This is a genomic window from Methylobacterium mesophilicum (assembly GCF_036441335.1).
Classification (GTDB): domain Bacteria; phylum Pseudomonadota; class Alphaproteobacteria; order Rhizobiales; family Beijerinckiaceae; genus Methylobacterium; species Methylobacterium mesophilicum_B.
The window spans coordinates 144,620-169,336 of record NZ_MLBW01000005.1 but is presented as its reverse complement, the minus strand read 5'-3'; the positions used below and the strand labels follow the sequence as shown (position 1 = coordinate 169,336).

Sequence of the window (24,717 nt, the reverse complement as noted above, 5' to 3'; positions counted from 1 at the left end):
CCTGCTCGTAGTCCGTCCCGGGCACGTATGCCGTGACGCCGCGGCGACAACTTGTTTACCTCTATCATGTTCGGTCTCGGCACGCCTTGGTTGCGTCAACGGATCTAAGGTCCGTTTTTGCCCAAGAGGGGAACATGACCGAGAACATAGAAGCAGCAAATTCGAGCGCCGAAGATTCCGTTGTCGAGCGCATTCTGCACGAATTTGTTGCGGCCGTTTCTGCCGAAGAAGATTTCGAAGAGATTTCTCGCCGGCTCAAATCGACACTCATCATAGAAAAAGATTTCAGCGACAGCGCGCTCGAACTAGCTCTCTTCGGAGCCGCTCAATCATGATCAAAGTTCAAGAGCTTCATATTCTTGAATTCCGCGGCATCAAAAAGCTTACCTTGGATTTGAACCGAAGGAATTTTGCTGTCTGCGGTGCGAACGGGACTGGTAAGAGCGGCGTCGTCGATGCGTTGGAGTTCGTGCTGGCCGGAACGATCTCGCGCCTGACCGGGAAGGGCCGCGGTGACATCTCGGTGAAGGTGCACGGGGCGCACGTTGATTGTCAAAGCGATCTGGAGAAGGCGGCCGTCGAGGCCGTCATATGGATCCCGTCGCTGAACAGGACCGTAAGGGCGCGCCGCTCCGTGAAGGCCCCGTCGGTACTGACGCTGACGCCCGACAGCCCCGAGGCGCAGAAGGTGTTCCGAAAGCTGGAAGCGCATCCGGAGTTCGCGTTGAGCCGCCGGGAGATCATCCGGTTCGTGCTGGCTGAGCCTGGCCAACGTGCCAAGGATGTCCAGGCGCTTCTCAAGCTCGATGAGCTCGAAACGCTGCGGTTACGTCTTCAACGGATTGCCAAGGCGGCGGCATCGACGTCCAAGAAGGCCCTGACCGACCGCAACGCGGCAGGTGCTGATCTGGCTCGGGCAATGGAAATTGCCGGGGTGGCGGACGCGTTGGTCGTTGAAGCCGCCAACAGGCGTCGCGCGGTCTTGGGACTGGCACCGCTACCGGAATTGGGCTCGACGGTATCCCTCCGCGAGGGAATGGCGGCCGTGAATGGCAAGCAGGCTTCGCGCGTGATCAAGGCAGTCGCCAAGGTCGACGTTTCAGCTGCGGCGGCGTCCCTTAGGTGGCGTGTCGGCGACGATTACGCGGCGCTGTTGGAGGAGGCGAAGGCGGCGACGTGCGCTCTCCAGATGGATGAGGCGATGCTTAACGCCGTTGTACGTGACGACTTCCTCAAGACCGCCCTGGAACTCTACGACGGCGAGGTCTGCCCGACCTGCGATACCCCGAAATCGCTGGAGGAATTCGGTGCCATTATAAGCCGGAAGCGCGCGAAGCTCGAAGAAGTCAGGTCGCTGCGCGATAGGGCGGAACGGGCAATCGCACCGTTGAGCGCCGCTATCGAGGATGACCTTTCTCTCGCCCGGACCGTCTATCAGCATGCCAAGCTTCTCCTTGACGAGGCCGAACTGAAGGTCCTCGCTGACCATGGGTTGGCGCTGAAAGCCGCTGCAGCCCAGCTCCGAGCTTTCCTTCCCCTGAGCCTGACGCTCAGCGTCCTTGGGGAACTGGCGTCGCATACAGCGGCCATCGACTCCCTCGGGCGGCTCGAAACGCTCATAGACGGGTTGCCCGAGCCGTCAGACCAGGATGCCGCGCAGGAGTACCTGATCACCGCCCAGCACAGACTGGAAGCCTTCAGGAAGGCGAGCACCACGGCCGAAGTGGCCGAGGATCGTGCCGTCAAGGCCTCAAGGGTGTTCGACCTCTTCAAGCTGACGTCGGACACCGCGCTGGAGGGGATGTACGCGGAGGTCCAGCGCGATTTCGCAGATCTCTACAGGCGCATCAACGCGGATGACGAAGGGGCCTTCGAGGCAAAGCTGGATCCGACCCTGGGGCGGCTGGGCTTCGGAGTCGATTTTTACGGCCGCGGCTTCTTCCCTCCTGGGGCGTATCATAGCGAGGGGCACCAGGACAGCATGGGGCTGTGCCTCTACCTCGCACTGATGCGGCACCTTCTCGGAAGCCGTTTCACCTTCGCGGTCCTCGACGACGTGCTGATGTCGGTCGACGCCGGTCACAGGCGGGAGGTGTCCAAGCTCCTTCGCGCGGAGTTCCCCGACACGCAGTTCGTCCTGACAACGCACGACAAGGCGTGGCTCAAGTTCATGGGCACAACCAAGCTCGTCGAACCGAAGGACACGGTGCACTTCCGGAAATGGACTGTCACCGATGGCCCGACTGTCTGGGCGAAGGGGGATGTTTGGGACGAGATCCGGAGCCTCGCCAACGGCGACGACGTGTCGGGTGCCGCGGCGCTCCTCAGGCGGTCCCTGGAGCACATGACGTCCGAGTTCTGCCAGGCGTTGCGGGTGAAGGTCGAATTTAGCGTCGACGGGCACCATGACCTGGGAGATCTGCTGGATCCGGCAATCAACCAGTTGAGATCCCTCTACAAGGACGCACGGGTCGCCGCGGACAGTTGGAAGGCTTCGGATCGGATCGAGGCCATCCGACGTCTGGAAGGTGCATTGGACGAGGCAGCGCGCCTGGCGAAGGTCGAGCAGTGGCAGATTAATCCGACAGTCCACTACAACGAATGGGCAAACTTGCACCGGGACGAGTTCCTTGCCGTCGTCAATGCCTTCCATGCACTGTGCGTCCTGTTTGAATGCGACGCGTGCGGCGTTCCCATCGAGGTCAGTCCTCCACGTGGCAGCCGGGAGTACATCCAGTGCCTGAGTGGCGAGGTGAAATTTTCCTTCATGAGGAAGCCCAAGGAGAAGCCTGCCACGTCAGCGTCAGCGGTTTTGCAAACGCAGTCCTGATCCTGCAGGCTGCTCAACCCATGCACCGCCTTAAGTCCGCACAGGGTGGAATGAAGATGGTCCGCTTCTGAGCTGCGGATACATCGGAGCAGACATGGCCGGTGAAGCCGCTCAGGCCACTCGGTGCAGGGACGACGGTTCGCTCGCAGGCGTTTGCTGAAACGCTGTAAGAGTGAGGGCATGAAACACATCCACTCCCACCTCTGGCCAGGGGTGCCGTTGGCCCTCGTCTCGGCCGTCTTGTTCGGTGCCTCTGCTCCGTTCGCGAAGCTTCTGCTCGGCACCGTCTCGCCGCAACTGCTTGCCGGGCTTCTCTACCTCGGCGCGGGCATCGGCCTTGCAATCGTGCATGTCAGCCGAGCTACCTTTGGCGTTCCGGCCCAGGAAGCTCCGCTTCGCCGGCATGATCTGCCGTGGCTGGCAGCAGTCGTGCTGTTCGGCGGGTTGGCCGGGCCGCTTCTGCTGATGCTGGGGCTGTCCCACACCTCTGCCGCGTCTGGGTCGCTGTTGCTCAACCTCGAAGGGCTGGCGACTATGCTCATCGCGTGGGTGGTATTCCGGGAAAACGTTGATCGCNCGTCTCGCCGCAACTGCTTGCCGGGCTTCTCTACCTCGGCGCGGGCATCGGCCTTGCAATCGTGCATGTCAGCCGAGCTACCTTTGGCGTTCCGGCCCAGGAAGCTCCGCTTCGCCGGCATGATCTGCCGTGGCTGGCAGCAGTCGTGCTGTTCGGCGGGTTGGCCGGGCCGCTTCTGCTGATGCTGGGGCTGTCCCACACCTCTGCCGCGTCTGGGTCGCTGTTGCTCAACCTCGAAGGGCTGGCGACTATGCTCATCGCGTGGGTGGTATTCCGGGAAAACGTTGATCGCCGTCTGATACTGGGTGCGTTCGCCATCCTCGTGGGCGCGGTCGTGTTGTCGTGGAACGGTGAGGGTGTGCGCCTCGATGCGGGCGCGGCGTTGATCGCCGTCGCCTGTCTGGCCTGGGCGCCGGACGGCCTGCTGTTCCGGGAATGGCGCGCGGGCGACGCCCTCGTCGCCGGCCGGTTCGGCCTCAGCGAGCCAGACCCGTCGCTGCCGCCGGTGGAGCCCGACGCGCTGATCGTGCCGCTCGCCGCCTTCGACCGGACCGGGCAGCGCATCGGGTACGGCCGCGGCTACTACGACGGCGCGATCGCGCGCCTGTCCCGGACGAGCCCCGTCCTGACCGTCGGCATCGGCTTCGCCGCCCAGGAGGTGGAGCGGGTGCCGGCCGAGCCGCACGACCGCCCCCTCCAGTACGTGATCACCGAAGCCGGCGTGATCCGCTGCGACAGGACCGCCTGACTCATGCGCCTGCTCTTCCTCGGCGACGTCGTCGGGCGCTCGGGCCGCACGGTGGTGTGCGAGCAGCTGCCACGGCTCCGCGAGCGCTGGCGCCTCGACTGCGTGGTGGTCAACGGCGAGAACGCGGCCGGCGGCTTCGGCATCTCCGAGGGCATCTGCGACGAGCTGATCCAGGCCGGCGCCGACGCGGTCACCCTCGGCAACCACAGTTTCGACCAGCGCGAGGCGATGGTGTTCATCGCCCGCCAGCCGCGCCTGGTGCGGCCCGCGAACTATCCGCCCGGCACGCCGGGCCGCGGCGCCACGGTCGTGGAGACCCAGGGCGGCGCCCGCGTGCTCGTGGTCAACGTCATGGGCCGCGTCTTCCTCGACGCGATGGACGACCCCTTCGCGGCGGTGGAGCGCGAGCTCACCGCCTGCCCCCTCGGCGCGGCGGCGGACGCGGTCATCGTCGACGTCCACGCCGAGGCGACGAGCGAGAAGCAGGCTTTCGGCCACTATCTCGACGGCCGGGCGAGCCTCGTCGTCGGGACGCACACGCACACGCCCACGGCGGACCACCGGATCCTGCCCGGCGGCACGGCCTACATGTCGGATGCCGGCATGTGCGGCGACTACGATTCGGTGATCGGCATGCAGAAGGACGAGCCGATCCGCCGCATGATCCAGAAGACGCCGGGCTCCCGCTGGGAGGTCGCCGTCGGCGAGGGCACCCTGTGCGGGATCGCGGTGGAGACGGACGCGCGCGGCCTCGCCACGCGGGTGGCGGCGCTCCGCCTGGGCCCGAATCTCGAGGAGACCGCGCCGCACTTCTGGGATTAGGGCCCTGTTCGGCCCGGTGGATGCCGCTTTGGCGTACGTGGGTCGCGGGCCGCTAAGCCTTTTGTGCGGGACTGGTCTCGATCGGCCTGGGCATAGCTCCGCGGTGACCTTCCCGAGACTTGATCGCGTGCGGGCCTACCCCCACAGTGCCCCCGAGGGGCGCCGATGGCCGGCTGCCGCGTGGTGAGATCAGGCTAGAACGATCGATGGCCGCCCGAGAAACCGGCGACGACAGGAATGGGCCGCTGGCACAGCCCGGGATCTATCTCGGGCGGATGGTCATCTTCCTGATCCTTGTAGGCTTCCTGGCCTTCATTCTGTTCCGGCAGATCACACCGGCCTTCCTGGCCAATCCCGGTCTCAACGGCCTCATCCTCGGTGTGCTGCTGATCGCCGTCCTGATCGCCTTCGGGCAGGTCGTCAGGCTGTTCCGCGAGACCGCCTACGTCAATGCCGTCGCCAACGGCGCGCAGGTGAAGAAGCCGCCCGCCCTGCTGGCGCCGATGGCGCCGATGATCGCCGCGCGGGCCGGCGGGGCCACCCTGCCGGGCACGACCGGCTATCTCGACACGATCGCGGTGCGCCTCGACGAGGGTCGCGAGATCCTGCGCTACATCGCCGGGATCCTGATCCTGCTCGGCCTGCTCGGCACCTTCTGGGGCCTCATCGACACGCTGTCGGCGGTCGGCGGCGTCATCAAGGGGATGCGCGGCGGCGGCGATGCCGGCGTGATGTTCGACGAGCTGAAATCGGGCCTCGCGGTTCCGCTCTCGGGCATCGGTCTGGCCTTCTCGGCCTCGCTGTTCGGCCTCGCCTCGTCGCTGATCACCGGCTTCCTGGAACTGCAGGCGGGCCAGGCCCATGCCCGTTTCCACAACGAGTTGCAGGACTGGTTGATGTCCGGCGCGGCAGCCCCGGAGACGGCGCCGGTCGCTGCGGCGGCGACCGCGGCGCGGCCGGCTGCTGGCACGCAGGAGCTGAAGGAGGCGGTCGACCGCCTGAGCGCCCTGGTGGCCGAGGGCGGCGGCAGCCGCGCGGCGACCCAGGCGATGACCAACCTCGCCGAGGGCATCCAGGGCCTCGTCCAGCACATGCGCGCCGAGCAGCAGATGATCCGCGACTGGGTCGAGGCACAGGCGAGTCGCGAGCGCGAGCTAAAGCAGGTGCTCGACCGGCTGGGCCGGGAGCGCGTCTAGTGGCGTCCACGGCGACCCGGACCCGGCGGACGGTCAATGTCTGGCCCGGCTACGTCGACGCGCTGGCCACGCTGCTGCTGTCTGTGGTCTTCCTGCTCACCGTCTTCGTCGTCGGGCAGTTCTTCCTGTCGCAGGAGCTGACCGGCCGGGACGAGACCCTGGCCAAGCTCAACCGCCAGATCGCCGACCTCACCGATCTCCTGGCCCTGGAGCGGACGAACCGCCGCAATCAGGAAGACGAGGTGCGCAACCTGCGCACGACGCTCGCCGGCGTCGAGGCCGAGCGCGACCGGGCCAAGGTTCAGGCCGAGGCCGCGACGGTCAGCCAGGGCGCGGCGGGCACCCTCGACAAGCAGCTGGAGACCGAGCGCGGCGCGACCCGGCGGGCGCAGTCCCAGATCGACCTGCTCAACGAGCAGATCAGCGCCATGCGCCGCCAGCTCGCGGCCCTGGAGGACGCCCTCGCGGCCTCCGAGAGCCGTGACAAGGAATCCCAGGCCCGGATCGCCGAGCTCGGCAGCCGGCTGAACGTCGCCCTCGCGCAGAAGGTTCAGGAACTGGCCCGCTACCGGTCCGACTTCTTCGGCCGCCTGCGGCAGATCCTCGGCAACCGGCCCGACATCCGCGTGGTCGGCGATCGCTTCGTGCTTCAGTCCGAGGTGCTGTTTCCGGCCGGCTCCGCCACGCTCAAGCCCGAGGCCGGGCCGGAGCTCGACCGCATCGCCGGCGCGGTCTCGGAGCTCGCCAAGCAGATCCCGGCGGACCTGCCCTGGGTGCTCCGCGTCGACGGGCACACCGACGCGCGCCCGATCAGCACGTCGCAGTTCCCGTCGAACTGGTCCCTCTCGGCGGCGCGCGCCATCGCGGTGGTGCAGTTCCTCGCCGGCAAGGGGATCCCGCCGCAGCACCTCCTGGCGGGGGCCTTCGGCGAGTTCCAGCCGCTCGAGGCGGGGGCGACCGAGGAAGCCTACGCCCGCAACCGCCGGATCGAGATGAAGCTGACCGAGCGTTAGGGCCGTCGGGTCGTCGCGGCGCCACAGGAGGTGGCGGCGCAGAGCCGGGTCCGGTAGCCAGTGTCGCGGCGATTTCACGCCGTGTTCAAGGGTGCTCGCACCGATCAGGCCAGCATCCGATCGTGTTGCGGAAGCTCCGGCCGCTAGAATTCGGAAGAGAGAGGCCGAATTTCCCCCGGTGGGAGGCGATTTCTCCTGCGCGCACCGCGGCTCTGCTGGATTAACGCATCGTTATCCTTGACGCTTCATGGTGCGGCCGATCCAGGGAGACCGTACCGATGTCGAAGCTCAGCCTGTCCCTGAACCCGGTTCGGCCCGGTGCCGACGACCACCCCCGGGCGCCCGTCGCCGGCGCGCCGCGGGACGAGGCCAGCGCGATCGCCGCGGCCGTGCGGGTGTTCGAGGCCGGGCTGACGAGCNGGCGCCGCCCCGGGCGGCTCCGGGCGGATCGGGGCGCGGTCCGGCTACTCGGCCACCGGCAGGCGCTCGCCCCGGCTGCGCGGCTCCTTGCCCCGCGCCGTCTCGTCCAGCGCGTCGGTGAACTGCAGGTTGGCGAGCTGGGCGTAGAGCGCGCCCTGGGCCAGCAGGCTCTCGTGGGTTCCGGTCTCGACGATGCGCCCGTCGTCGAGGACGAGGATGCGGTCCGCGGCGCGGATCGTGGCGAGCCGGTGGGCGATCACCAGCGTCGTGCGGCCCTGCATCAGCGTGGCGAGGGCGGCCTGGACGGCGCGCTCCGACTCGGCGTCCAGGGCCGAGGTGGCCTCGTCGAGGAGCAGGATCGGCGCGTCCTTGAGGATCGCCCGGGCGATGGCGATGCGCTGCCTCTGGCCGCCCGAGAGGGTCACGCCGCGCTCGCCCACCTGGGTCGCGTAGCCCTGCGGCAGGGCCGAGACGAAGCCGTGCGCGTTGGCGAGCTCGGCGGCGCGCCGGACCTCCGCCTCGCCGGCCTCCGGACGGCCGTAGCGGATGTTCTCGGTGACGGTCCCGGAGAACACGACGGGGTCCTGGGGCACCAGGGCGATACGGGCGCGCAGGCGCTCGGGATCGACCTGGGCGATGTCGGCGCCGTCGACCAGGATCCGGCCGCCCTGCGGGTCGTAGAAGCGCAGCAGCAGTTGGAACACCGTCGACTTGCCCGCCCCGGAAGGCCCCACGATGGCGATGCGCTCGCCGGGCGCGGCCGCGAAGCTCAGCCCGCCGAGCGCGGCGTGTTCCGGGCGCGTGGGGTAGGCGAAGCGCACGTCCTCGAAGGCCACCGCGCCCCGCGCCGGATCGGGCAGCGGCAGGGCCGGGGACGGCGCGCGGATCGCGGGCTCGGCGGCGAGGATCTCGGTGAGCCGCTCGGCCGCGCCAGCCGACATGGCGAGGTCCCCGTAGACCTCGGAGAGCTGCCCGAGGGCGCCGGCGCCGAACACGGCGTAGAGCACGAATTGCGAGAGTTCGCCGCCCGTCATCGTGTGGTTCAGGACGCCCTGGGCGCCGTACCACATCACCCCGACCACCGAGGCCGAGATCAGGAAGATCGCGACGCCGGTGAGCAGCGCGCGGGCCCGGACCGAGGCCTGGGCGGCACCGTAGGCCTCCTCTGAGGCCGCGGCGAACCGGGCCGCCGTCGAGTCCGAGCGGCCGAAGGCCTGCATCGTCCGCACCGCCCCGACCGCCTCGGCCGCGTAGGCCGAGGCCTCGGCGAGCCGGTCCTGGGCCGCCCGGGAACGTCGGCGCACGCCGCGGCCCGACACGATCAGCGGGAAGACGATGATCGGGATGGCGGCCAGCACCATCACCGACAGGCGCGGGCTCGTCACCACCATCATGGCGGTGGCGCCCACGAACAGGAACAGGTTGCGCAGCAGGATCGAGACCGAGACGCCGAAGGCCGACTTGATCTGCGTCGCGTCCGCGGTGAGCCGCGAGACGATCTCGCCGGACTGCGCCCGGTCGAAGAACGCCGGATCGAGCTGGGTCAGCCGCGCGAAGACGGCGCTGCGGAGGTCGGCGACGACCCGCTCGCCCAGCGTCACCACCGTGTAGACGCGGGCGGCGCTCGACAGCGCGAAGGCCGCGACGACGCCGAGCAGGGCGAGGAAGTAGGCGTCGATCACGTTCGAGCCGTCGGCGGTGAAGCCGTGGTCGATCACCCGGCGCATGGCGATCGGGACGACCAGCGTCGAGGCCGAGGCGCAGATGAGGGCGACCAGCCCCGCGGCGATCCGCGCGCGGTAGCGCAGCGCGAAGGGGACGAGCGGCCGGAGGGCGCTCAGCGGGGCTCTGGGTCGGCCGGCCGCGGCCGCCTTGGTCTTACGGGCCATCACGCCTCACGTGTTGTCGTTCTCCCGGTCCGCGGCGCTTGTGACCGGGGAGCGGCTGCGGTATAGGCCGCCGCTCATCCGATTGCGTGTGTTCAATGGCCGCGGGCCGCCACCACGGTCGGCTTGGACGTGCCGTTGCCACGAACCCATGGTTCGGTGCAACCGGTGACATCTTCCGCATTCCGGGCCGGGCGGCGCCTCCTGCGCTTCCCGCCGGCGTGCCAGACAGGGACCAAGGTCATGGCGAAGGACGCGGCCGCGAAGGCCAAGGGGACCGAGCACCCCGATTACCACTTCATCAAGGTCGTGATGACGGACGGTACCGAGTACCAGACCCGTTCGACCTACGGGAAGGAGGGCGACACCCTCAATCTCGACATCGATCCGCTGACCCATCCGGCCTGGACCGGCGGTGAGCAGAAGATGCTCGACCGCGGCGGCCGCGTGTCGCGCTTCAACTCGCGGTTCGGCAACCTCGGCAAGCGCTGAGCGCCGGAGCCGTCACGGCGACGCTGTTCGAGACGGGCGGTCCCTGACGGGGCCGCCCGTTTTCGTGCGGCGTCGCGCGGTCGCGGCCGCGCGCGTTGTCCACAGGACGGGTTTGCGAAGATCGGCGGGACCGCGATGCGAACCGCGCGTCCGCGCGCGCGAGGGGAGACGCGTCTTCCCCGACGGGCCGCGCCCGCGGTTCCCGTGGCCGGATCGGCCGCTGCCCGCTCATTCAAAGCGCGGCCGGGCCATCGTATGCTGCTCCGGTCACCCGCGCTTCGCCCGGACTCCGCGCCGGAGCCGAGGCGGGCGCCGCTGCCTGTCCGGGGCCAAGGCTCTCCGGACGCACTGCCAGGATCGAGATACGATGAGACGTCTGCTGCTGCTGGTCCTCGCCCTGATCGCTCTGGCCGCCGCGCCGGCCCTGGCCGCCGACAAGATCAAGGTCGGCATCATGGGCGGGGATGCCGAAGTCCTCTGGGCGAAGGCCAAGGAGATCGCGGCCCGCGACGGGCTCGCCATCGACCTGGTGGTGTTCTCCGACTACCTGCTGCCGAACGAGGCGCTCCAGTCCGGCGACCTCGACGCCAACGCCTTCCAGCACAAGCCGTTTCTCGCCAACCAGGTCAAGGCGCGCGGATATAGGATCGTCCCCGTCGGCGAGACGATCGTGACGCCGATCGGCCTGTACTCCAAGCGGGTCAAGGCCGTCGCGGACCTGAAGGACGGCGCGCTGGTCGGCATCCCGAACGACCCGTCGAACGGCGGCCGGGCGCTCCTGCTGCTGCAGGCCGAGAAGCTGATCCGCCTGAAGGACGGGGTCGGCCTGCTGCCGACGGTCTTCGACGTCGTCGACAATCCGAGGCGCCTGAAGTTCCAGGAGGTCGACGCCGCGCAGCTGCCCCGCAGCCTCGAGGATCTCGACGCCGCGGTGATCAACACCAACTACGCCGTCGATGCCGGCCTCATCCCCGGCAAGGACTCCATCGCGATCGAGTCCAAGGTCGACAACCCCTACAACAACGTCATCGTCGTCCGCGAGGCGGACACGCGGAAGCCGTGGGTGCCGAAGCTCGTCCACGCCTTCCAGAACGACGCGATCCGCCAGATCCTGAAGGAGCAGTTCCCGGGCCAGTTCCCGGCGTTCTGAGCGCCGGGGCCGGCACGCCGGCCCTGCGCGGCGGCGGCGCTCCGCGGAGCGCCGCTCAGCCCTCGCTCATGCGGAACGCCATCCGCAGCAGGCCCTGCTGGGCGGCGACGGGGCTCTCCACCGGCTGGGGCGTCGGCCGGTCCTCGGCGATCAGCGCGTCGAGGTGCAGGATGCGGCTGTGCAGGCGCCGGGCCCGGAGGATCAGCTGCTGCAGGCGCATCGGCAGCAGGTTGAAATCCTGCTGCTTCGGCGGCTCGGCCGTGCCGAGCTTGACCCGGTGCTTCTCCAAGAGGGCCTCGGCCGGGGTCATCTCGCCCTCGGCGACGGCGCGCTGCACCAGGAGCCACGAGGCGATCTGCATCAGCAGCGTGGTCAGGCGCATGCTCTCGGCCGCGTAGCTGAGCGTCGCGTCCCGGGACACGAGGCGCGACTCGTCGCGGCCCTCGCCGTCGAGATAGGCGGCCGTCTCCTCGACCAGGGTCATCCCGTCGCGGAACAGCGCCTTGAAGGCGTCCGAGTTGACGTAGGACCTGCCGAAATCGACCCAGTCCTGATCGTCCCGGAACGTGACATCGAAGCCGTTCATCTGCCTCTCCTGTGCCGTCCGACGGCCCGGCTCGTTCCGATCCGGGACGCTCCGTCCGTGGCTTTCGGACGACGCCGCAATCCTAGCGCCGATTGGCCCGGACGGCAGGGTTCATGTTTTTTTAACCTTAACCCGCCGCCCGGGATCTGGAGAAGGCCCCCGGATGGCGGCACGCGCGCTCAGAACGAGGCGCGGATACCGCCGAAGACGCTGCGGCCGCTCCCGGGATAGAACGCGGCCAGCGCGGCCGGGCCTCCGGCGGTCGCGGCGGCGTTGGCCACCACGGCGATGTCCGAGACGTAGCGGGCATTCGTGAGGTTGCGGGCATCCACGAACAGGGCGACGCCGTCGGCGAGGTCGAGGCCGGCCTCGAGGCCGAGCAGGGCGTAGCCGGGCACCCGCAGGGTGTTGGCGTGATCGGCGAAGGCGCCCTGCGGCACCCAGTCCAGCGACGGCGCGACGTGGAAGCCGCCCGGGTGCCGGTAGCTCAGGACGGTGCGCAGCACGTCCGTCGGGATCCCGGCGATGCGGTTGTTGCCGAAGACCGGGTCGCCGACGAACCGGAAATCGTTGTGGGTCCAGATCTGGGTCACGCTGAGACCGTCGCCCGCCACCGCGAGGTCGCGGACGAGGTCCAGGGTGACCGCCGCCTCGACGCCCTGGTGGACGGAGCGGGGGGTGTTGAAGGTGGCGGCCGGGATGTTGAGGCCGGGATTCGTCGCGAAGTTGATCAGCTCGTCGCGCAGGTCCGAGCGGTAAAGGGTTACGTCGAAGGCGAGGCGGTCGACGCGCCCGCGGGCGCCAGCCTCGTAGGTCCAGGCGCGCTGCGCCCGCAGGGGCACGAAGGTGGTGCTCAGGAGGTTCTGCTGCACGAGGTCGGAGAAGTCCGGCACGTCCCGGGACCGGACGACGTCGCCGAAGATCTGGATGTCGGGCCGCGGCTGCCACAGCAGGCCGACCTTCGGATTGACGCCCGCGTAGGTCACGTCGGCGAAGCGCGGATTCGGGTTGCCGGGCAATCCGCCTTTGTCGCTGAAGGTCCGGTTCGACGAGAACGCCTTCGCGCCGGTCATCAGCGCCACGTCCGGCAGGAACCAGAAGCGGTTCTCGCCGTACGCCTCGACGCTCGAGGCGCTCTGCAGGGCGTTCAGCGTCTGCGCGCCCCGCTGACCGCGGACGTTGACGAATTGCAGCGCGGAATTCTGGCCCGCGAAGGCGCGCAGGCCCAGCACCACGTCGTCGCGGAAACCGTTGAGATCGAAGGTCCCGGCCCAGTGCGGGCTGATCCCGTAGGTCCAGCCGTCCTGGTCGATCGCCTGGAAGATCGGGTGGTACAGGCTCTTGTGGATCGCCCAGGTGTCGACGTCGAGCTTGCCCACGTCGAGCAGGAACGAGGTGCGGTTCGCGATCCGCTCCGTCTCGACCTTGCGGGACTGGTTGCCGGTGATCGCCGTCGGATTGGCCAGCGTCGGGGTCGAGAGGCTCTGGCCCAGGGTCAGGGTGCCCGGCAGCTTCTGATCGGTGATGTAGGTGCCGAGATAGAAGCGGGTCTCGATGTCGGGCGCGATCCGGTAGCCGATATTGGCGTTGAAGTTCTTCGTGGCCTGGGCCTCGTGGGCGCGGAACCCGTCGGAATTGGTCAGCGTCGCGTTGACCAGCACGTCGAGCGGCCCGTCGATGCGGGACATCTGCGCCTGCTCGCGGATCGTGCCGAAGCTGCCGCCGTCGACCCGCAGGATGTTGGGCGCCAGCGCCGTGTAGGCCGTGGGCGTGACCGCGTTGACCGCGCCGCCGAGCGTCGTCGCGCCGAAGGTCAGGGCGTTGCCGCCCTTGTAGACCTCCACCGAGCGCAGGGCGAGCGGGTCGACCTGATAGAAGTCGCCGCTCCCGTCCGCGAGGTTGAGCGGGATCCCGTCTTGCAGCAGCTCGATTCCGCGCAGGTGGAAGGCGCGGGCGATGCCGGAGCCGCGGACCGACAGGCGCAGCTCCTGCCCGTAGCGCTCCTGCACGTAGACCCCGGGCACGTCCTTGAGCACGTCGCGGAGCGTGTTGGTGTAGCGGTCCTGGAGGGCCGCGGCGTCGACGAAGGCCACGGAGCCGACGGTCCCCGCGAGGGCGGCCCTCTGGCGGTCGACGCTCGGCACCGAGAGCGAGCCGCGGGTCTCGTTCGGCGGCGCGTCCGTCGCGGCGGCGCCGACGACGCTGAGTTCGGACAGGGTGACCGAGGTGGCGGCGGACGGTGTCCGCGTCTGCGCTGCGGCCGGTATCGCGCAGGCGAGCAGCAGGAGCGCGGCGCGTCGGCCGGCCCGGACGTGGCGGGGCATGGGGCGGGATCCGTGTCTGGCGATCGGGGAGGATGGGGCGATCGGTCAGACGACGGGCGGGGCGCGGGCTCCGAGACCGCGACGCGGGGGCGCCCGCGGGAGGGCGACGNGGGGCCGCGGTCGGGCCGCGGCGCTCGCGGCTATCTCGCCCGCGACGCCGGCTTCGTGGATCTGCGCGCGTCACGGCTGTCGCCCGGCGGCCGTAGCTCCGTCCCGGGCGGCTAGTGCTGGTGCTGGTGCTGGCCGCCCGGCGCGCCCGCGCCGATCGGCGCCACCGTGAAGGTCACCGGCACGGCGCCGGCGCGCTGGAAGGTGAGCGTCCCCGCGACGGTCTCGCCCGCCTTCGGCGCGGCGGTCAGGTCCTCGAACATCAGGTGATAGCCGCCGGGCTTCAGCTCCACGGTCTCGCCGGGCTTGATGGTCAGGCCGTTCGTCACGGGCGCCATCTTCATGACGCCGCCCTCCATCGACATGGAGTGGATGTCGCTGCTCTTGGCGAACGGCACCGCGGCGCCCGTGAGCGTGTCGGGTGCGCTGCCCGTGTTGGTGATGCGCACGTACCCGCCGGCGACCTTCGCGCCGTTCGGCGTGGCGCGCAGCCACGGCGTCTCGATCGTCAGGTCACCGGCCTTCACGGTCGTCGCGGCCGCGGCGGTCCCGGCGGGCGGCGCGCCGGCCGCCTGCGCGACCTGGATGATCCGGAAGGACGGCGCGGCCGCCTTCAGGTCGTGGGCGTCCTGACCGGCCTTGGGGATCTCCGACCAGGAAAAGCTGCCCTCCGCGCAATCCTGCTGGACCGGGACGTAGACGGTCGCGCCGGGCTCGAACGTGCCGGCGACCTGCGCCAGGAAGGTGAACTCGTCGACCTGATCGTCCGGCAGGGAGCCGCCGCTCCATGTGATCGCCGTCACGCCCTCCGAGGCCGTGCCATGGTGGGTCGCGTAGGTCCTGGCGTAGGGGCCGCGCGTCGTCGCGAGGGTCCAGCCGGGCTTCGGCATCGGCTTGGCGCCGATCAGGCCCTCCGGAACGGTGACGCTCACGCGGGTCGTCGGCTTGCCGTTGCAGCCGTGCATGATCTGGACGACGCCGCGATACGGGGCGCCGGGGGCGGCCTGCTTGCGTTCCAGCACCGCGTGGGCCTGCGCCGCGGAGACGAGCAGCCCGAGGCCGAGGGCGGCCGAGACAAGGGTCTTCATGGGAATACATCCGTCCTGAGGGATCGATCCGAAGGGTGGTGATCGCTCAGGCGGATGGCGGCCCTCTCGGGGACGCTATGGTGCCGGGTGGCGCCCGCGCCCCGACGCTTCCGGCGAGGGGCCAGGCCGGGTGTCGATTCGCGGCCACGGACCACCGGACGCCGATGGCGGCCGCCCGCGGCGGGAGCGCCGGGCCGGTGGCCTGGGCGGCCGTGCAGCAGTCGCCGTGGTCGTGCGGGACGGGCGCACCCGGCAGGGCGGACCCGTCGGCATGCTGCGCGCAGAGACCGTCAGTGCCCGTCGGCAACGGCATCAGGCCGCCGAGAAACCCCTGGAGCAGGAGGGCGTAGAGCGCCAGCACGGCGATCGCGGCCCGCAGGGCCGGCCCGACACCTCGATCCGAAAGGGCCTCGCCCGAATCCATGCTGCTCCCGCGCGCCGTCCGAACCGGAAAGCTATGGCATCTCTGCCACACCGGCGCGGCGATGGCTGTTGCCAGGGCGCCGCACCCGGACACGGCGTGCGCTGGCGCACGGCGACGCCACATTCCGGCCCCTTCGATAGGGAGTCTTAACGCCATCCCGACACCGTGACGCCCGAGACAATCCGCTCCCGTCACGACCTGACGAACCCCGGACCAGAGCCAGCGACCGATGCGCAAGAAGGCACAAAACCGGTTCACCGCGATCCTCGGCGTCGCCGCCCTCGGCACGCTCGGCATCGGCGGCGCCCAAGCCCGCGATCAGGGCAACTATGCCCAGGCCGAGTGGGCGCAGGACTACGCCTCACCCGCCGGCATGCAGGTGCAGCGCGAGACGGTCCCGATCCTCTCGCCACAGACCGTGGCGTCCACCGAGCAGATGGTGGAGCGCTACAAGGACATCGTCGCCCGCGGCGGCTGGCGGCAGGTTTCCGGCGCCGACCATCTGCGGGTCGGCTCGCGCGGCCCGGCCGTGGCGGCCATCCGCCAGCGCCTGATCGTCACCGGTGACCTCGATCCGGCCGCGGGCGGGTCGGGCGTCTACGATTCGTACGTCGCCGCGGGCGTGAAGCGGTTCCAGGCCCGGCACGGCCTCAGCCAGACCGGCGCGATGACGATGGCCACCCAGCAGGCCATGAACGTCCCGGCCGAGGTGCGCCTGCGCCAGCTCGAGATCAACGTCGTGCGCCTGCGCTCCTACTCGGGCGATCTCGGACGGCGCTTCGTGATCACCAACATCCCGGCCGCGCTCGTCGAGACGGTCGAGAACGGTCAGGTCGTCACGCTCCACGCCGCCGGCGTGGGCAAGATCGACCGCCAGTCGCCGATCATGAACACCAAGGCGACGCAGATCAATTTCAACCCGACCTGGACGGTCCCGGCTTCCATCGTGAAGAAGGACCTGATCCCGAAGATGCAGAAGGATCCGAACTACCTCACGGACAACAAGATCCGGATCCTGTCGAACGGCTCCGAGGTCTCGCCGAAGTCGGTGAACTGGTTCTCGGACGAGGGCACCCGCTACACCTACCGGCAGGATTCGGGCGCCGACTTCAACTCGATGGGCATCGTGCGCATCAACATCCCGAACCCCTACGGCGTGTTCATGCACGACACGAACACCAAGGGCGTGTTCGGCGACGATTTCCGCTTCATCTCGTCGGGCTGCGTGCGCGTGCAGAACGTGCGCGAGTACATCACGTGGCTGCTGAAGGACACGCCCGGCTGGGACCGCCAGAAGGTCGAAGAGGCGATCGAGAGCGGCAAGCGCGTCGACGCCAACATCGCCCAGCCGGTGCCGGTCTACTGGACCTACATCACCGCTTGGTCGACACCGGACGGCATCGTCCAGTTCCGCGACGACATCTACAAGCGCGACGGCGTGAATGTGCCCTCGACCATCGGCGCGCCGACCCCGGTCGCCAGCGCCGAGCCGATGCCGCAGACCTTCGAGCCCGGCGACGAGGAGTAGTCGATCCGCGGGCGCCGGCCGCTCCCGGCGACGCCCGCCCGTCGCACCCGATCCGAGGCCCGCACCTCTGCCGAGGCGCGGGCCTCGCGCGTTCGGGGCCACCTCTGTCATCCGGAGGTCAAACGCGTCTGCTTGGCCGCGGGGGGCTGCGTCCCGGAGCCGGGCTCCGCCCGTCCGCGGGACGACGCGCCGCGAAGCCGTGCAGGAGCCGCCCATGTCGCGCGACACAAAACCCGGAGGCCTGACCCGCCGGGGCACCGTAGCGGGCGCCGCCGCCCTCGGCCTCGTCGCGGGCCGGGCCGGCGCGCAGGAGGCCGCCGGGGCCGCTGAGGCCATCGGGATCGTCACCGCGCGCGACGCGGCCGGCGTGGAGCCGGTCCCGCTGCCGGGCGTGCTGGTCTCCAACGGTCGCGAGATCGCGCGGACCGACGACCGGGGCCGCTACCGCCTGCCGATGCCGGGCGACGGCGCGGTCTTCGTCATCAAGCCGCCCGGCTACGCCCTGCCGCGCGACGCCGACAACGTGCCCCGGCACTCTTACATTCACCAGCCCGGGGGCACGCCCGCGGAGCTCGGCCTGCGCTACCGCGGGCTCGCCCCCACCGGCCCGCTCCCGGCCTCGATCGACTTCACCCTGACCCGCACGGACGAGCCGGACGACTTCGACGTCGTGCTGTTCACCGATCCCCAGCCCGAGAGCCGGTTCGAGCTGGACCACGTGCGGGACACCGCGGTCGCCCGCGCCCTCGCGATCCCGGCGGCCTTCGGCCTGACCACCGGCGACGTGCTGTTCGACGATCTCTCGCTCTACGGCCGGTCCAACCGGATCGTCGGGCGGATCGGCCTGCCCTGGTACAGCCTGCCGGGCAACCACGACCTCAACATGCAGGCGCCGGACGCGCGCTATAGCCGCGAGACCTGGAAGCGGGTGTTCGGGGCACCGACCTACGCGTTCCGGCACGGCCGGGCGTGGTTCGTGATGCTCGACAACGTCGAGTGGCTCGGGCCGCCGGTTCCGGTCGGCGCCAACACCTACCGAGGGCGGATCGGCGACCGCAACCTGGCCTTCCTGCGCAACCTCCTGGCCGAGATCCCGCGCGACGACCTGATCGTGCTGGCCATGCACATCCCGCTGCACACCGACACCGCGCCGGACGATCCGCGCAACACCACCACCGACCGCGCCGCGCTCCTCGCACTGCTCGCCGGCCGCAAGGTCCTGAGCCTCGCCGGCCACACTCACACGACCGAGCACCATGACCTCGCCGACGGGCACCACCACCACGTGCTCACCGCCGTCTCGGGCTCGTGGTGGAGCGGTCCCGACACCCGCACCGGCATCCCGTCGGCCGACAGCCGCGACGGCACGCCGAACGGGTTCCACGTCCTGTCGATCCGCGGCACCGCCTACACGTCGCGCTACGTCGCCGCGCAGGGCCAGCCGGACGAGACGATGCGGATCCTGTTCGAGAGCGAGCTGCGGGCCGGCGCGCCCGAGGTGGTGCGCTGGACCCGGCCGGTGCAGGGTCTCCGGCCGCCGGTGCCGCAGGACGCGCTCACCGACACGACCCTGGTGGTGAACGTCTTCGACGGCGGCCCGCGCACGCGGCTCGCGTTCCGGATCGGGGACGCGCCGCCCCGGCCGATGGCGCGGACCCGCCGCCTCGACCCGTTCGTCACCGAGCTCTACGAGCGCTACCCGGAGACCAGGAAGAGCTGGGTCAAGGCGGTGCCCTCGACCCATATCTGGACGGCGCGACTGCCGGACGACCTCGCGCCCGGCGCCCACCGGGTGACCGTGGAGGGCGCGGACGAGTACGGCCGCCCGATCCGCGGCTTCACGGTGCTGGAAGTCACCGGGGAGCGCGGCCGGGGCTGAGACCGGGCGCCGGTCGTCCGGCGCCCGCGCGGCTCAGGCCGCCAGCTGGCGGGCGCCGTGGCCGCCTTCACGGATCTCCTCGACGATCTTCGCGCAGAAGGCGTCGAGGTCGCCCGGGTTGCGGCTCGTGACGATGCCGTGGTCGGTGACGACTTCCTTGTCGTGCCAGCGTCCGCCGGCATTGATCACGTCGGTCCGGATCGAGCTGAACGAGGTCAGGTCGCGGCCCTTGGCCGCGCCGGTCTCGATGAGCAGCCACGGGGCGTGGCAGATCGCGGCCACGACCTTGCCGGAGGCCAGGAAGCTCTTGATCAGGGCGAGGGCCTGCGGCTCGAGCCGGAGCTTGTCCGGATTGATCTGGCCGCCCGGGAGGACGAGGGCGTCGTAGGAGGCCGGGTCGACCTGCTCCAGATCGGTGTCGACCGCGACCGCCTTGCCCCAATCGGTCTTGTCCCAGCCGCGGATCGTGCCCTTGCTCTGGCGCGACTGGGGGGCGGCGACGGTCACGGTGGCGCCGGCCTCGGTGAGCTTCGTCTGCGGGACGGTCAGCTCGCTCTCCTCGAAACCGTCCGTGGCGAGGATCAGGATCTTGGCTTGGCGGATGTCGGGCATGGCGGGTCTCCGATTCGGGGATCTCCCCGGCTAACGGAGGGTCGTCCCGCCCGTTCCCGCGGCCCTGGGCCGCCGGCCGCGTGTAGGAGCGGACGCCGGGCCGGCGTTCGGAACCCCCGCGAGGGCGGCCCGTTGGTCCCCATCCCAACCACCAGGAGTCGCGTCATGGCCAATCCCGGCCTTCCCGAGCCCACGCCCGGCGACCTGCCGCCGCCCCCGCCGGTGCCCGAAGAGCAGCCCGATATCGGCCCGACCGGCCCGCGCACGCCCTATCCGGTGAACGATCCCGGGATCGGCGAACCCGGCGGTCCGGGCTCCGAGCCGGACATCTTCCCCGGCACGCCGACGGATCCGGGTACGCGCATGTGACGGCGCCCGCGACGGCTGTGCGCCCGGCCGTCAGTGACCGCCGTGCGAGGTCCGCACGTCGCGCGGGGCATTGAGGATCTCGGAGAGGCTCGTCACGACGTGGCGGGCCTCTTCGTCCGTCAGGCGGAGCTGGAACGGCGGCAGCGCGCCGGCCTGCAGGGCGACCACCGCCTGGCCCTCGTCGTCGGTGCCGATCTCGATGGCCGACGACGTCACGTCGAGCATGGCGACCTCCTCGTCGCCCATCTCGTCGGCCATGTCGGGCTCGTCGGTATCGTCGATCGCCGTGAGGAGCTGCCCGACGGCGCGCACCAGCGCCCGGGCGGCGCGGGCATCCATCACCACCGCCGTCGCCTGATCGTCCTTCTGGAAGGAGAGCTGGATGTTCGCACCGTCCAGCGAGACCGAGATGCCTGCCATGTATCGTCCAGAGCCACGCGCCTTAACTGCTTGAGCGCATTCCGTATATGCATCGTGAATGCCCGGAATCACAGGGGGCGGTGCCGCTCGGCTGCCTCCCGGACCGGGCCTGCGACGCAGATGATACGCCGCCCATGCCTTGTTGCGGCCGCAGCCTGCGCCTAAATACGTCCTCGGGGGGCTTATCCACCGAGGCTGACGCTGTTCAAGGTTCAGCGACTCGCGCCCCGCCGCACTGGCCAAATCCAGAAAGACCGTGGTGCATCACGCGGCCCCCGTGCCGCGCGGATGGCCTATGGACGAACGAGGTACACTACGTGAATACCGGCACTGTGAAGTGGTTCAATGAGACCAAGGGCTACGGTTTCATCCAGCCCGACGATGGCGGCAAGGACGTGTTCGTCCACATCTCGGCCGTTGAGCGCGCCGGAATGCGCAACCTGATCGAGGGCCAGCGGATCACCTACGAGATCCTCACGGACAAGCGCAGCGGCAAGGACGCCGCGGGCAACCTGCAGGCGGCCTGACCGTCACGGGTTCTGATGCGCCTCCCGCGGCTGTCGGTGCGCCAGCGTGCGCAACCGGAGGTCGCGGGTGACGCCTGAAGCGGCCGCCAGACGCGGTTCCCCCTTCCGACGCTGCCTTCCCGGGCGAGACTGCCCGGATCGGGTCGCGTCGGAGGCAATATCCCAGAAACGACGCCGGGCGCAGCCAACGTCCGGTCCAGAAAAGAAAAGACATTGATGCTATTCGAGTACACACGGCGCCGCGGCGTCCGTTCCCCCGTCACCGATGCCCCGACCTTCCGGGTCGGCAAGCTGGCGCGGGCCAAGACCGCGGATCAGACCGGGGCCGATCTCAGCAACCTGATCGACCGGTCCTACAACTACCACTCCCCGCGTGAGCTGCACTGGCATCTCGCCGAGCGTCTCGGGCTCGCGCCCGCCGCGGTGAAGATCCGCGAGGCCGCGGCGGCCTGAGGCCGTCCGCCGCTCGCGCGGGATCGTCCGGGGCCTCGGCCTCAGCGGTCCCAGGCGGCGAGCACCGGCTCGCGCAGGCCCACCGGCGCGGCGAGCAGCTCGCCGTGCACCGGGTCGGCCCGATTGTACGGCGTCGCCGCCCCGGAGAAATCGCAGACGACGCCGCCCGCCTCGCGCAGAACGAGGTCGGCGGCGGCCAAGTCCCAGTCGCGGGCATTCCCTGAGATCATCCCGACATCGACCGTCCCGTCCGCCACGCGGGCGAGCCGCAGGGCGAGGGACGGGATCCGCGCGATCACCTCGAAATCCGGGTCCGCTCCGGCGCCCCGGGCCAGGCGGTCGAGCATCGGCTTCGGGCCGGTGATGCGGGCGCCCGGCAGGCTCTGCCTGGGATCGACGCGGATCGGCTCGCCGTTCCGCGTCGCGCCGCGCCCGCGCACGGCCTCGTAATCCGCGTCGCCCACCGGCGCGTGGACGAAGCCGATCAGCGGCTCGCCGCGCGACAGGAGCGCCACCGCGATCGACCAGTCCGGATGGCCGGACAGGAAGGCCCGCGTCCCGTCGATCGGGTCGACGATCCAGACGAGATCGTGGCCCAGGCGGGCCGGGTCGTCGGCCGTCTCCTCCGACAGCCACGCCGCCCGCGGCACGAGGGCGCTCAGGCGCACCTTCAGGAAGGCGTCGACCGCGACGTCCGCCTCGGTCACCGGCGAGCCGCCGGCCTTCGACCAGATGCGGGCCGAGGTCTGTCCGCCGAGCCTGAAGAACGGCCGGGCGATGTCGGCGGCCTCGCGCATCACGGCGCGCAGCTCCGGCATCAGGGCGGATACGGCATCGTCGGTGAGAGGCTCGGGCATCGCGCTCCGCGTGGAATCCGTGCGGCCCGCGAGGGCCCAGCCGTCCGGCCCGTCCGCCGACGCGGACGTCCGGGCCCGCCTGGGCTCACCCGCTCGGGCTGAGAAGACCCGGCGCGGAGGATCGCGCGCCCGGTCGCCCCGTTGTACGGCGCCGCCCGCAGCGCCACAAGGACGCTGGTTGATCGATCGATAACGACCGATCTGCGCAAGGAAATGTTGAGCATTCAAGGAAGCATTGAGCATTCCGCAAATGACAGCGCTGTCCAGATTCGCTTAACGACGGCTCTTAAGCGGTGCGGAGGAGTTCGGGTGCGATTTTGCTTGGCATAACGGACGGCCCGACAGGGGCCGCCACTTGCTCCAGGGACTCGGACCGATGAACACTTCCCCGGCCACGGACAGAAGCCACGCAGGACCCTCGATGCACGGTGCCGACACCGCGCCCCGCTTCGTCGCCTCGCCGCTTCCGGTGATCGGCCGCGCCTCCGGCGCGCGCCGGGCCGCCGGGATCGCGCTCGCCTACGCCGCCGAGGACGCGGAGATCGTGGGCGCCGACCGGTTCAGCCTGATCCTCGTCGATGACGAAGGGGACGTGCTGCAGCGCCTCGGCAGCTTCGAGGAGGACGACGTCGTCGCCGTGTGGCGCGACATCGCGGCGCGGGCGGGCCTCGTGCGGATGATCGTCCGGGAGGACGGCCTCCTCGTCCCGGTCTCCCAGCAGATCGGCCGGCTGATTCTCGGTCAGGTCCGCATCCGTCGCCGCCATGCCGGCCTCGGCCGCCGCCGCCCGCGCTTCCTCGCCCGCCGCAAGACCGGCCGGCTGCCGGCGCGCCCGCAGATCTTCCGCGGCGAGAACGAGATCATCGCCCGCACCTGAGGGGGCGGCCGCGCCTAGAACAGGTTGCGTAGCACGGCGTCGGCGGTGAGGCCGACGAACAGGATCAAGCCCGCGTCCCGGTTCGACCGGAACAGCGTGAGAGCCCCGCGGCCGTCGCGTTCGCGCAGCGACAGGACCTGCCAGGCGAGGTGCCCGGCGAAGGCGGCGACCCCCAGATACCCGACGAGCCCCGCTCCGGCCCCGCGCGCCGCCAGCACCACGAACAGAGTGGCCAGCGCGTAGCAGAGCCCGATGGCGAGCCGCACGTGCCGGCCGAACAGGCGGGCCGAGGACCGGATCCCCGCGATCTCGTCGTCTTCGATATCCTGCACCGCGTAGATCGTGTCGTAGCCGATCACCCAGCACAGGGCGCCCGCGTAGAGCAGCAGCGCCGGCGGGTCGAGGCGGGCGAACACGGCGGCCCAGCCCATCAGCGCGCCCCAGGCGAAAGCGAGGCCCAGGATCGCCTGCGGCAGCGGCATGACCCGTTTCATGAACGGGTAGATCGCCACCGGCAGGAGCGAGCAGAGGCCGATCACCACCGCCTCGGCGTTGAACTGCAGCAGGACGGCGAGCCCGATCAGGGCCTGGATCACCAGGAACAGGGCCGCGTGGCGGGGCCGCACCTGCCCGGAGGGCAGGGGGCGCAGGCGCGTGCGCTCGACCTGCGCGTCGAGGTCGCGGTCGGCGATGTCGTTGTAGGTCGAGCCCGCCCCGCGCATCGCCACCGCGCCGATCAGGAACAGGAGGCAGTGCCAGGGATCGGGGAAAGCCTGGTCCGCGGCGATCGCCGCCAGGGCGGCCGACCACCAGCAGGGCAGGAGGAGGAGCCACCAGCCGATCGGCCGGTCGATCCGGGCGAGGCGCAGGTAAGGGCGCCAGGGACGGGGCGCCCGCCGGTCGACCCAGTGCCCGGAGACGGCATCGGCCGGTCGCCCGTCGTCAAACACCGTGCCGTTCATCGGTCGGATCTCCGGTCGTCCCGCACGTGAATCCCCCGCCGCTGCAGAGGGGGGACCCGCGCCGGATCCGTGATCCTCTCAGACGATCTCAGAGAGCGCCCTGCGGCAGCTTGAAGCTTCCGGTCAAGCCCGGACCGCCGAGCAGCCCGCCGCCGCCGCCGCCTGCCTGAGCCTGGGCCTGTGCGCGGGCCTGCGCCTCCATCTTGGTCGCCTGGGCGGCGACGCTGCAGATCTTGGTGCGGATGCCGCTGACCTTCATGTGGTCGGCCTTGAAGCCCTCGGCGAAGGAATCGGGGATCGAGCACCATTCCTTGTTGGCGGCGATCCACTTCATGCCCTCGGCGCCGTTGGACTGGAGCTTCCCGAACAGGGCGCAGGCCTCCTGCGGAGTCATCTTCTTCTTGGACTGCGACGCCGCGTTGGCGCGGCCGACCAGGGCCTTGCGCTCGGCCAGGGTCTTCTGGATGGCGCCGCATTCGGGGGCCGCGCTCTGCGCGAACGCCGCCGTGCCGAACAGAACGGTGCCGACCAGCACCGCCGCCCCCAGCTTCAGACTCCCCTTCGCCATT

The 24,717-nt window shown here is 70.1% G+C and carries 24 protein-coding genes and 1 pseudogene; 15 read left to right on the top strand and 10 right to left on the bottom strand.

Annotation, left to right across the window (positions count from 1 at the left end):
• Window positions 1–134 precede the first annotated feature (134 nt).
• The 7 genes and pseudogenes from MMR14E_RS03850 (at window position 135) to MMR14E_RS03820 (ending at window position 7,186) form a co-directional block, all read left to right on the top strand.
• Entirely contained in the window at window positions 135–335 is a 201-nt protein-coding gene (locus MMR14E_RS03850) for a hypothetical protein (protein WP_331312886.1), read from the top strand.
• A complete protein-coding gene (locus tag MMR14E_RS03845) occupies window positions 332–2,830 on the top strand; it encodes an AAA family ATPase (RefSeq protein ID WP_331312885.1) in 2,499 nt (832 codons plus the stop codon). Before MMR14E_RS03850 ends, MMR14E_RS03845 begins: the two co-directional genes overlap by 4 nt.
• 180 nt (window positions 2,831–3,010) lie before the next feature.
• Window positions 3,011–3,406 (top strand): annotated as a pseudogene (locus MMR14E_RS03840) (EamA family transporter); the annotation flags it as partial.
• Between the two features lie 62 nt (window positions 3,407–3,468).
• On the top strand, window positions 3,469–4,155 hold the full coding sequence (locus MMR14E_RS03835) for a 5-formyltetrahydrofolate cyclo-ligase (RefSeq protein WP_331312884.1): 687 nt from the start codon (window positions 3,469–3,471) through the stop codon (window positions 4,153–4,155).
• Window positions 4,156–4,158: 3 nt separating this feature from the next.
• Window positions 4,159–4,977, top strand: coding sequence for a TIGR00282 family metallophosphoesterase (locus MMR14E_RS03830; protein ID WP_331312883.1), 819 nt, complete (start codon window positions 4,159–4,161; stop codon window positions 4,975–4,977).
• Between the two features lie 206 nt (window positions 4,978–5,183).
• Complete coding sequence (locus tag MMR14E_RS03825) at window positions 5,184–6,173, top strand: flagellar motor protein MotA (RefSeq protein WP_331312882.1); 990 nt, start codon at window positions 5,184–5,186, stop codon at window positions 6,171–6,173.
• Window positions 6,173–7,186, top strand: a complete 1,014-nt coding sequence (locus MMR14E_RS03820; protein WP_331312881.1) for a peptidoglycan -binding protein — start codon at window positions 6,173–6,175, stop codon at window positions 7,184–7,186. The genes MMR14E_RS03825 and MMR14E_RS03820 overlap by 1 nt, the downstream gene beginning before the upstream one ends.
• Before the next feature lie 464 nt (window positions 7,187–7,650).
• On the opposite strand, the gene MMR14E_RS03815 is transcribed toward MMR14E_RS03820, so the two are convergent.
• On the bottom strand, window positions 7,651–9,495 hold the full coding sequence (locus MMR14E_RS03815; RefSeq protein ID WP_331312880.1) for an ABC transporter transmembrane domain-containing protein: 1,845 nt from the start codon (window positions 9,493–9,495) through the stop codon (window positions 7,651–7,653).
• Window positions 9,496–9,735: 240 nt separating this feature from the next.
• Here MMR14E_RS03815 and rpmE point away from each other — a divergent pair, with 240 nt between their 5' ends.
• Window positions 9,736–9,984: a 50S ribosomal protein L31 gene (gene rpmE, locus MMR14E_RS03810; protein WP_012322259.1), complete on the top strand. Its 249-nt coding sequence runs from the start codon at window positions 9,736–9,738 to the stop codon at window positions 9,982–9,984.
• Window positions 9,985–10,351: 367 nt separating this feature from the next.
• Window positions 10,352–11,134 carry a MetQ/NlpA family ABC transporter substrate-binding protein gene (locus tag MMR14E_RS03805; RefSeq protein WP_331312879.1) on the top strand — a complete coding sequence of 261 codons (783 nt, stop codon included), beginning with the start codon at window positions 10,352–10,354 and terminating at the stop codon, window positions 11,132–11,134.
• Window positions 11,135–11,189: 55 nt separating this feature from the next.
• Here the strand turns inward: MMR14E_RS03805 and MMR14E_RS03800 are convergent, their stop codons facing one another.
• The 4 genes from MMR14E_RS03800 to MMR14E_RS03785 all read right to left on the bottom strand — a co-directional run bounded on the left by MMR14E_RS03800 (window position 11,190) and on the right by MMR14E_RS03785 (window position 15,664).
• Window positions 11,190–11,720 carry a DUF1465 family protein gene (locus tag MMR14E_RS03800; RefSeq protein ID WP_331312878.1) on the bottom strand — a complete coding sequence of 177 codons (531 nt, stop codon included), beginning with the start codon at window positions 11,718–11,720 and terminating at the stop codon, window positions 11,190–11,192.
• A 179-nt stretch (window positions 11,721–11,899) separates the two neighbouring features.
• Complete coding sequence (locus MMR14E_RS03795; RefSeq protein WP_331312877.1) at window positions 11,900–14,044, bottom strand: TonB-dependent receptor family protein; 2,145 nt, start codon at window positions 14,042–14,044, stop codon at window positions 11,900–11,902.
• A 221-nt stretch (window positions 14,045–14,265) separates the two neighbouring features.
• Entirely contained in the window at window positions 14,266–15,240 is a 975-nt protein-coding gene (locus tag MMR14E_RS03790) for a copper chaperone PCu(A)C (RefSeq protein ID WP_331312876.1), read from the bottom strand.
• 46 nt (window positions 15,241–15,286) lie between these two features.
• Window positions 15,287–15,664 (bottom strand): hypothetical protein, encoded by a 378-nt coding sequence (locus MMR14E_RS03785; protein ID WP_331312875.1) that lies wholly within the window; start codon window positions 15,662–15,664, stop codon window positions 15,287–15,289.
• Between the two features lie 229 nt (window positions 15,665–15,893).
• On the opposite strand from MMR14E_RS03785, the gene MMR14E_RS03780 reads away from it, so the two are divergent.
• Both MMR14E_RS03780 and MMR14E_RS03775 read left to right on the top strand, forming a co-directional pair.
• The gene (locus MMR14E_RS03780; protein ID WP_331312874.1) at window positions 15,894–17,192 is read left to right on the top strand and encodes a L,D-transpeptidase family protein; all 1,299 of its coding nucleotides are present in this window, start codon (window positions 15,894–15,896) and stop codon (window positions 17,190–17,192) included.
• 214 nt (window positions 17,193–17,406) lie between these two features.
• Window positions 17,407–19,071, top strand: coding sequence for a calcineurin-like phosphoesterase family protein (locus MMR14E_RS03775; protein ID WP_331312873.1), 1,665 nt, complete (start codon window positions 17,407–17,409; stop codon window positions 19,069–19,071).
• 33 nt (window positions 19,072–19,104) lie between these two features.
• Here the strand turns inward: MMR14E_RS03775 and MMR14E_RS03770 are convergent, their stop codons facing one another.
• Window positions 19,105–19,683, bottom strand: a complete 579-nt coding sequence (locus MMR14E_RS03770) for a type 1 glutamine amidotransferase domain-containing protein (RefSeq protein ID WP_331312872.1) — start codon at window positions 19,681–19,683, stop codon at window positions 19,105–19,107.
• A 165-nt stretch (window positions 19,684–19,848) separates the two neighbouring features.
• On the opposite strand from MMR14E_RS03770, the gene MMR14E_RS03765 reads away from it, so the two are divergent.
• Window positions 19,849–20,052, top strand: coding sequence for a hypothetical protein (locus tag MMR14E_RS03765; RefSeq protein WP_331312871.1), 204 nt, complete (start codon window positions 19,849–19,851; stop codon window positions 20,050–20,052).
• A 30-nt stretch (window positions 20,053–20,082) separates the two neighbouring features.
• Here MMR14E_RS03765 and MMR14E_RS03760 read toward each other — a convergent pair whose 3' ends face one another.
• Window positions 20,083–20,472: a hypothetical protein gene (locus tag MMR14E_RS03760; protein ID WP_012322268.1), complete on the bottom strand. Its 390-nt coding sequence runs from the start codon at window positions 20,470–20,472 to the stop codon at window positions 20,083–20,085.
• Between the two features lie 317 nt (window positions 20,473–20,789).
• Here MMR14E_RS03760 and MMR14E_RS03755 point away from each other — a divergent pair, with 317 nt between their 5' ends.
• Together MMR14E_RS03755 and MMR14E_RS03750 are read left to right on the top strand one after the other, a co-directional pair.
• Window positions 20,790–20,999 carry a cold-shock protein gene (locus MMR14E_RS03755; protein WP_010682786.1) on the top strand — a complete coding sequence of 70 codons (210 nt, stop codon included), beginning with the start codon at window positions 20,790–20,792 and terminating at the stop codon, window positions 20,997–20,999.
• Window positions 21,000–21,215: 216 nt separating this feature from the next.
• On the top strand, window positions 21,216–21,452 hold the full coding sequence (locus MMR14E_RS03750; protein WP_331312870.1) for an AsnC family transcriptional regulator: 237 nt from the start codon (window positions 21,216–21,218) through the stop codon (window positions 21,450–21,452).
• Window positions 21,453–21,493: 41 nt separating this feature from the next.
• Here the strand turns inward: MMR14E_RS03750 and MMR14E_RS03745 are convergent, their stop codons facing one another.
• The gene (locus MMR14E_RS03745; RefSeq protein WP_331312869.1) at window positions 21,494–22,309 is read right to left on the bottom strand and encodes a 3'(2'),5'-bisphosphate nucleotidase CysQ; all 816 of its coding nucleotides are present in this window, start codon (window positions 22,307–22,309) and stop codon (window positions 21,494–21,496) included.
• A gap of 421 nt (window positions 22,310–22,730) precedes the next feature.
• On the opposite strand from MMR14E_RS03745, the gene MMR14E_RS03740 reads away from it, so the two are divergent.
• Window positions 22,731–23,186: a DUF6101 family protein gene (locus tag MMR14E_RS03740; RefSeq protein WP_331312868.1), complete on the top strand. Its 456-nt coding sequence runs from the start codon at window positions 22,731–22,733 to the stop codon at window positions 23,184–23,186.
• A 14-nt stretch (window positions 23,187–23,200) separates the two neighbouring features.
• Here MMR14E_RS03740 and ubiA read toward each other — a convergent pair whose 3' ends face one another.
• Window positions 23,201–24,148 (bottom strand): 4-hydroxybenzoate octaprenyltransferase, encoded by a 948-nt coding sequence (gene ubiA, locus MMR14E_RS03735; RefSeq protein WP_331312867.1) that lies wholly within the window; start codon window positions 24,146–24,148, stop codon window positions 23,201–23,203.
• 88 nt (window positions 24,149–24,236) lie between these two features.
• Window positions 24,237–24,716, bottom strand: a complete 480-nt coding sequence (locus tag MMR14E_RS03730; protein WP_331294091.1) for a hypothetical protein — start codon at window positions 24,714–24,716, stop codon at window positions 24,237–24,239.
• Between the last annotated feature and the right edge of the window lies 1 nt (window position 24,717).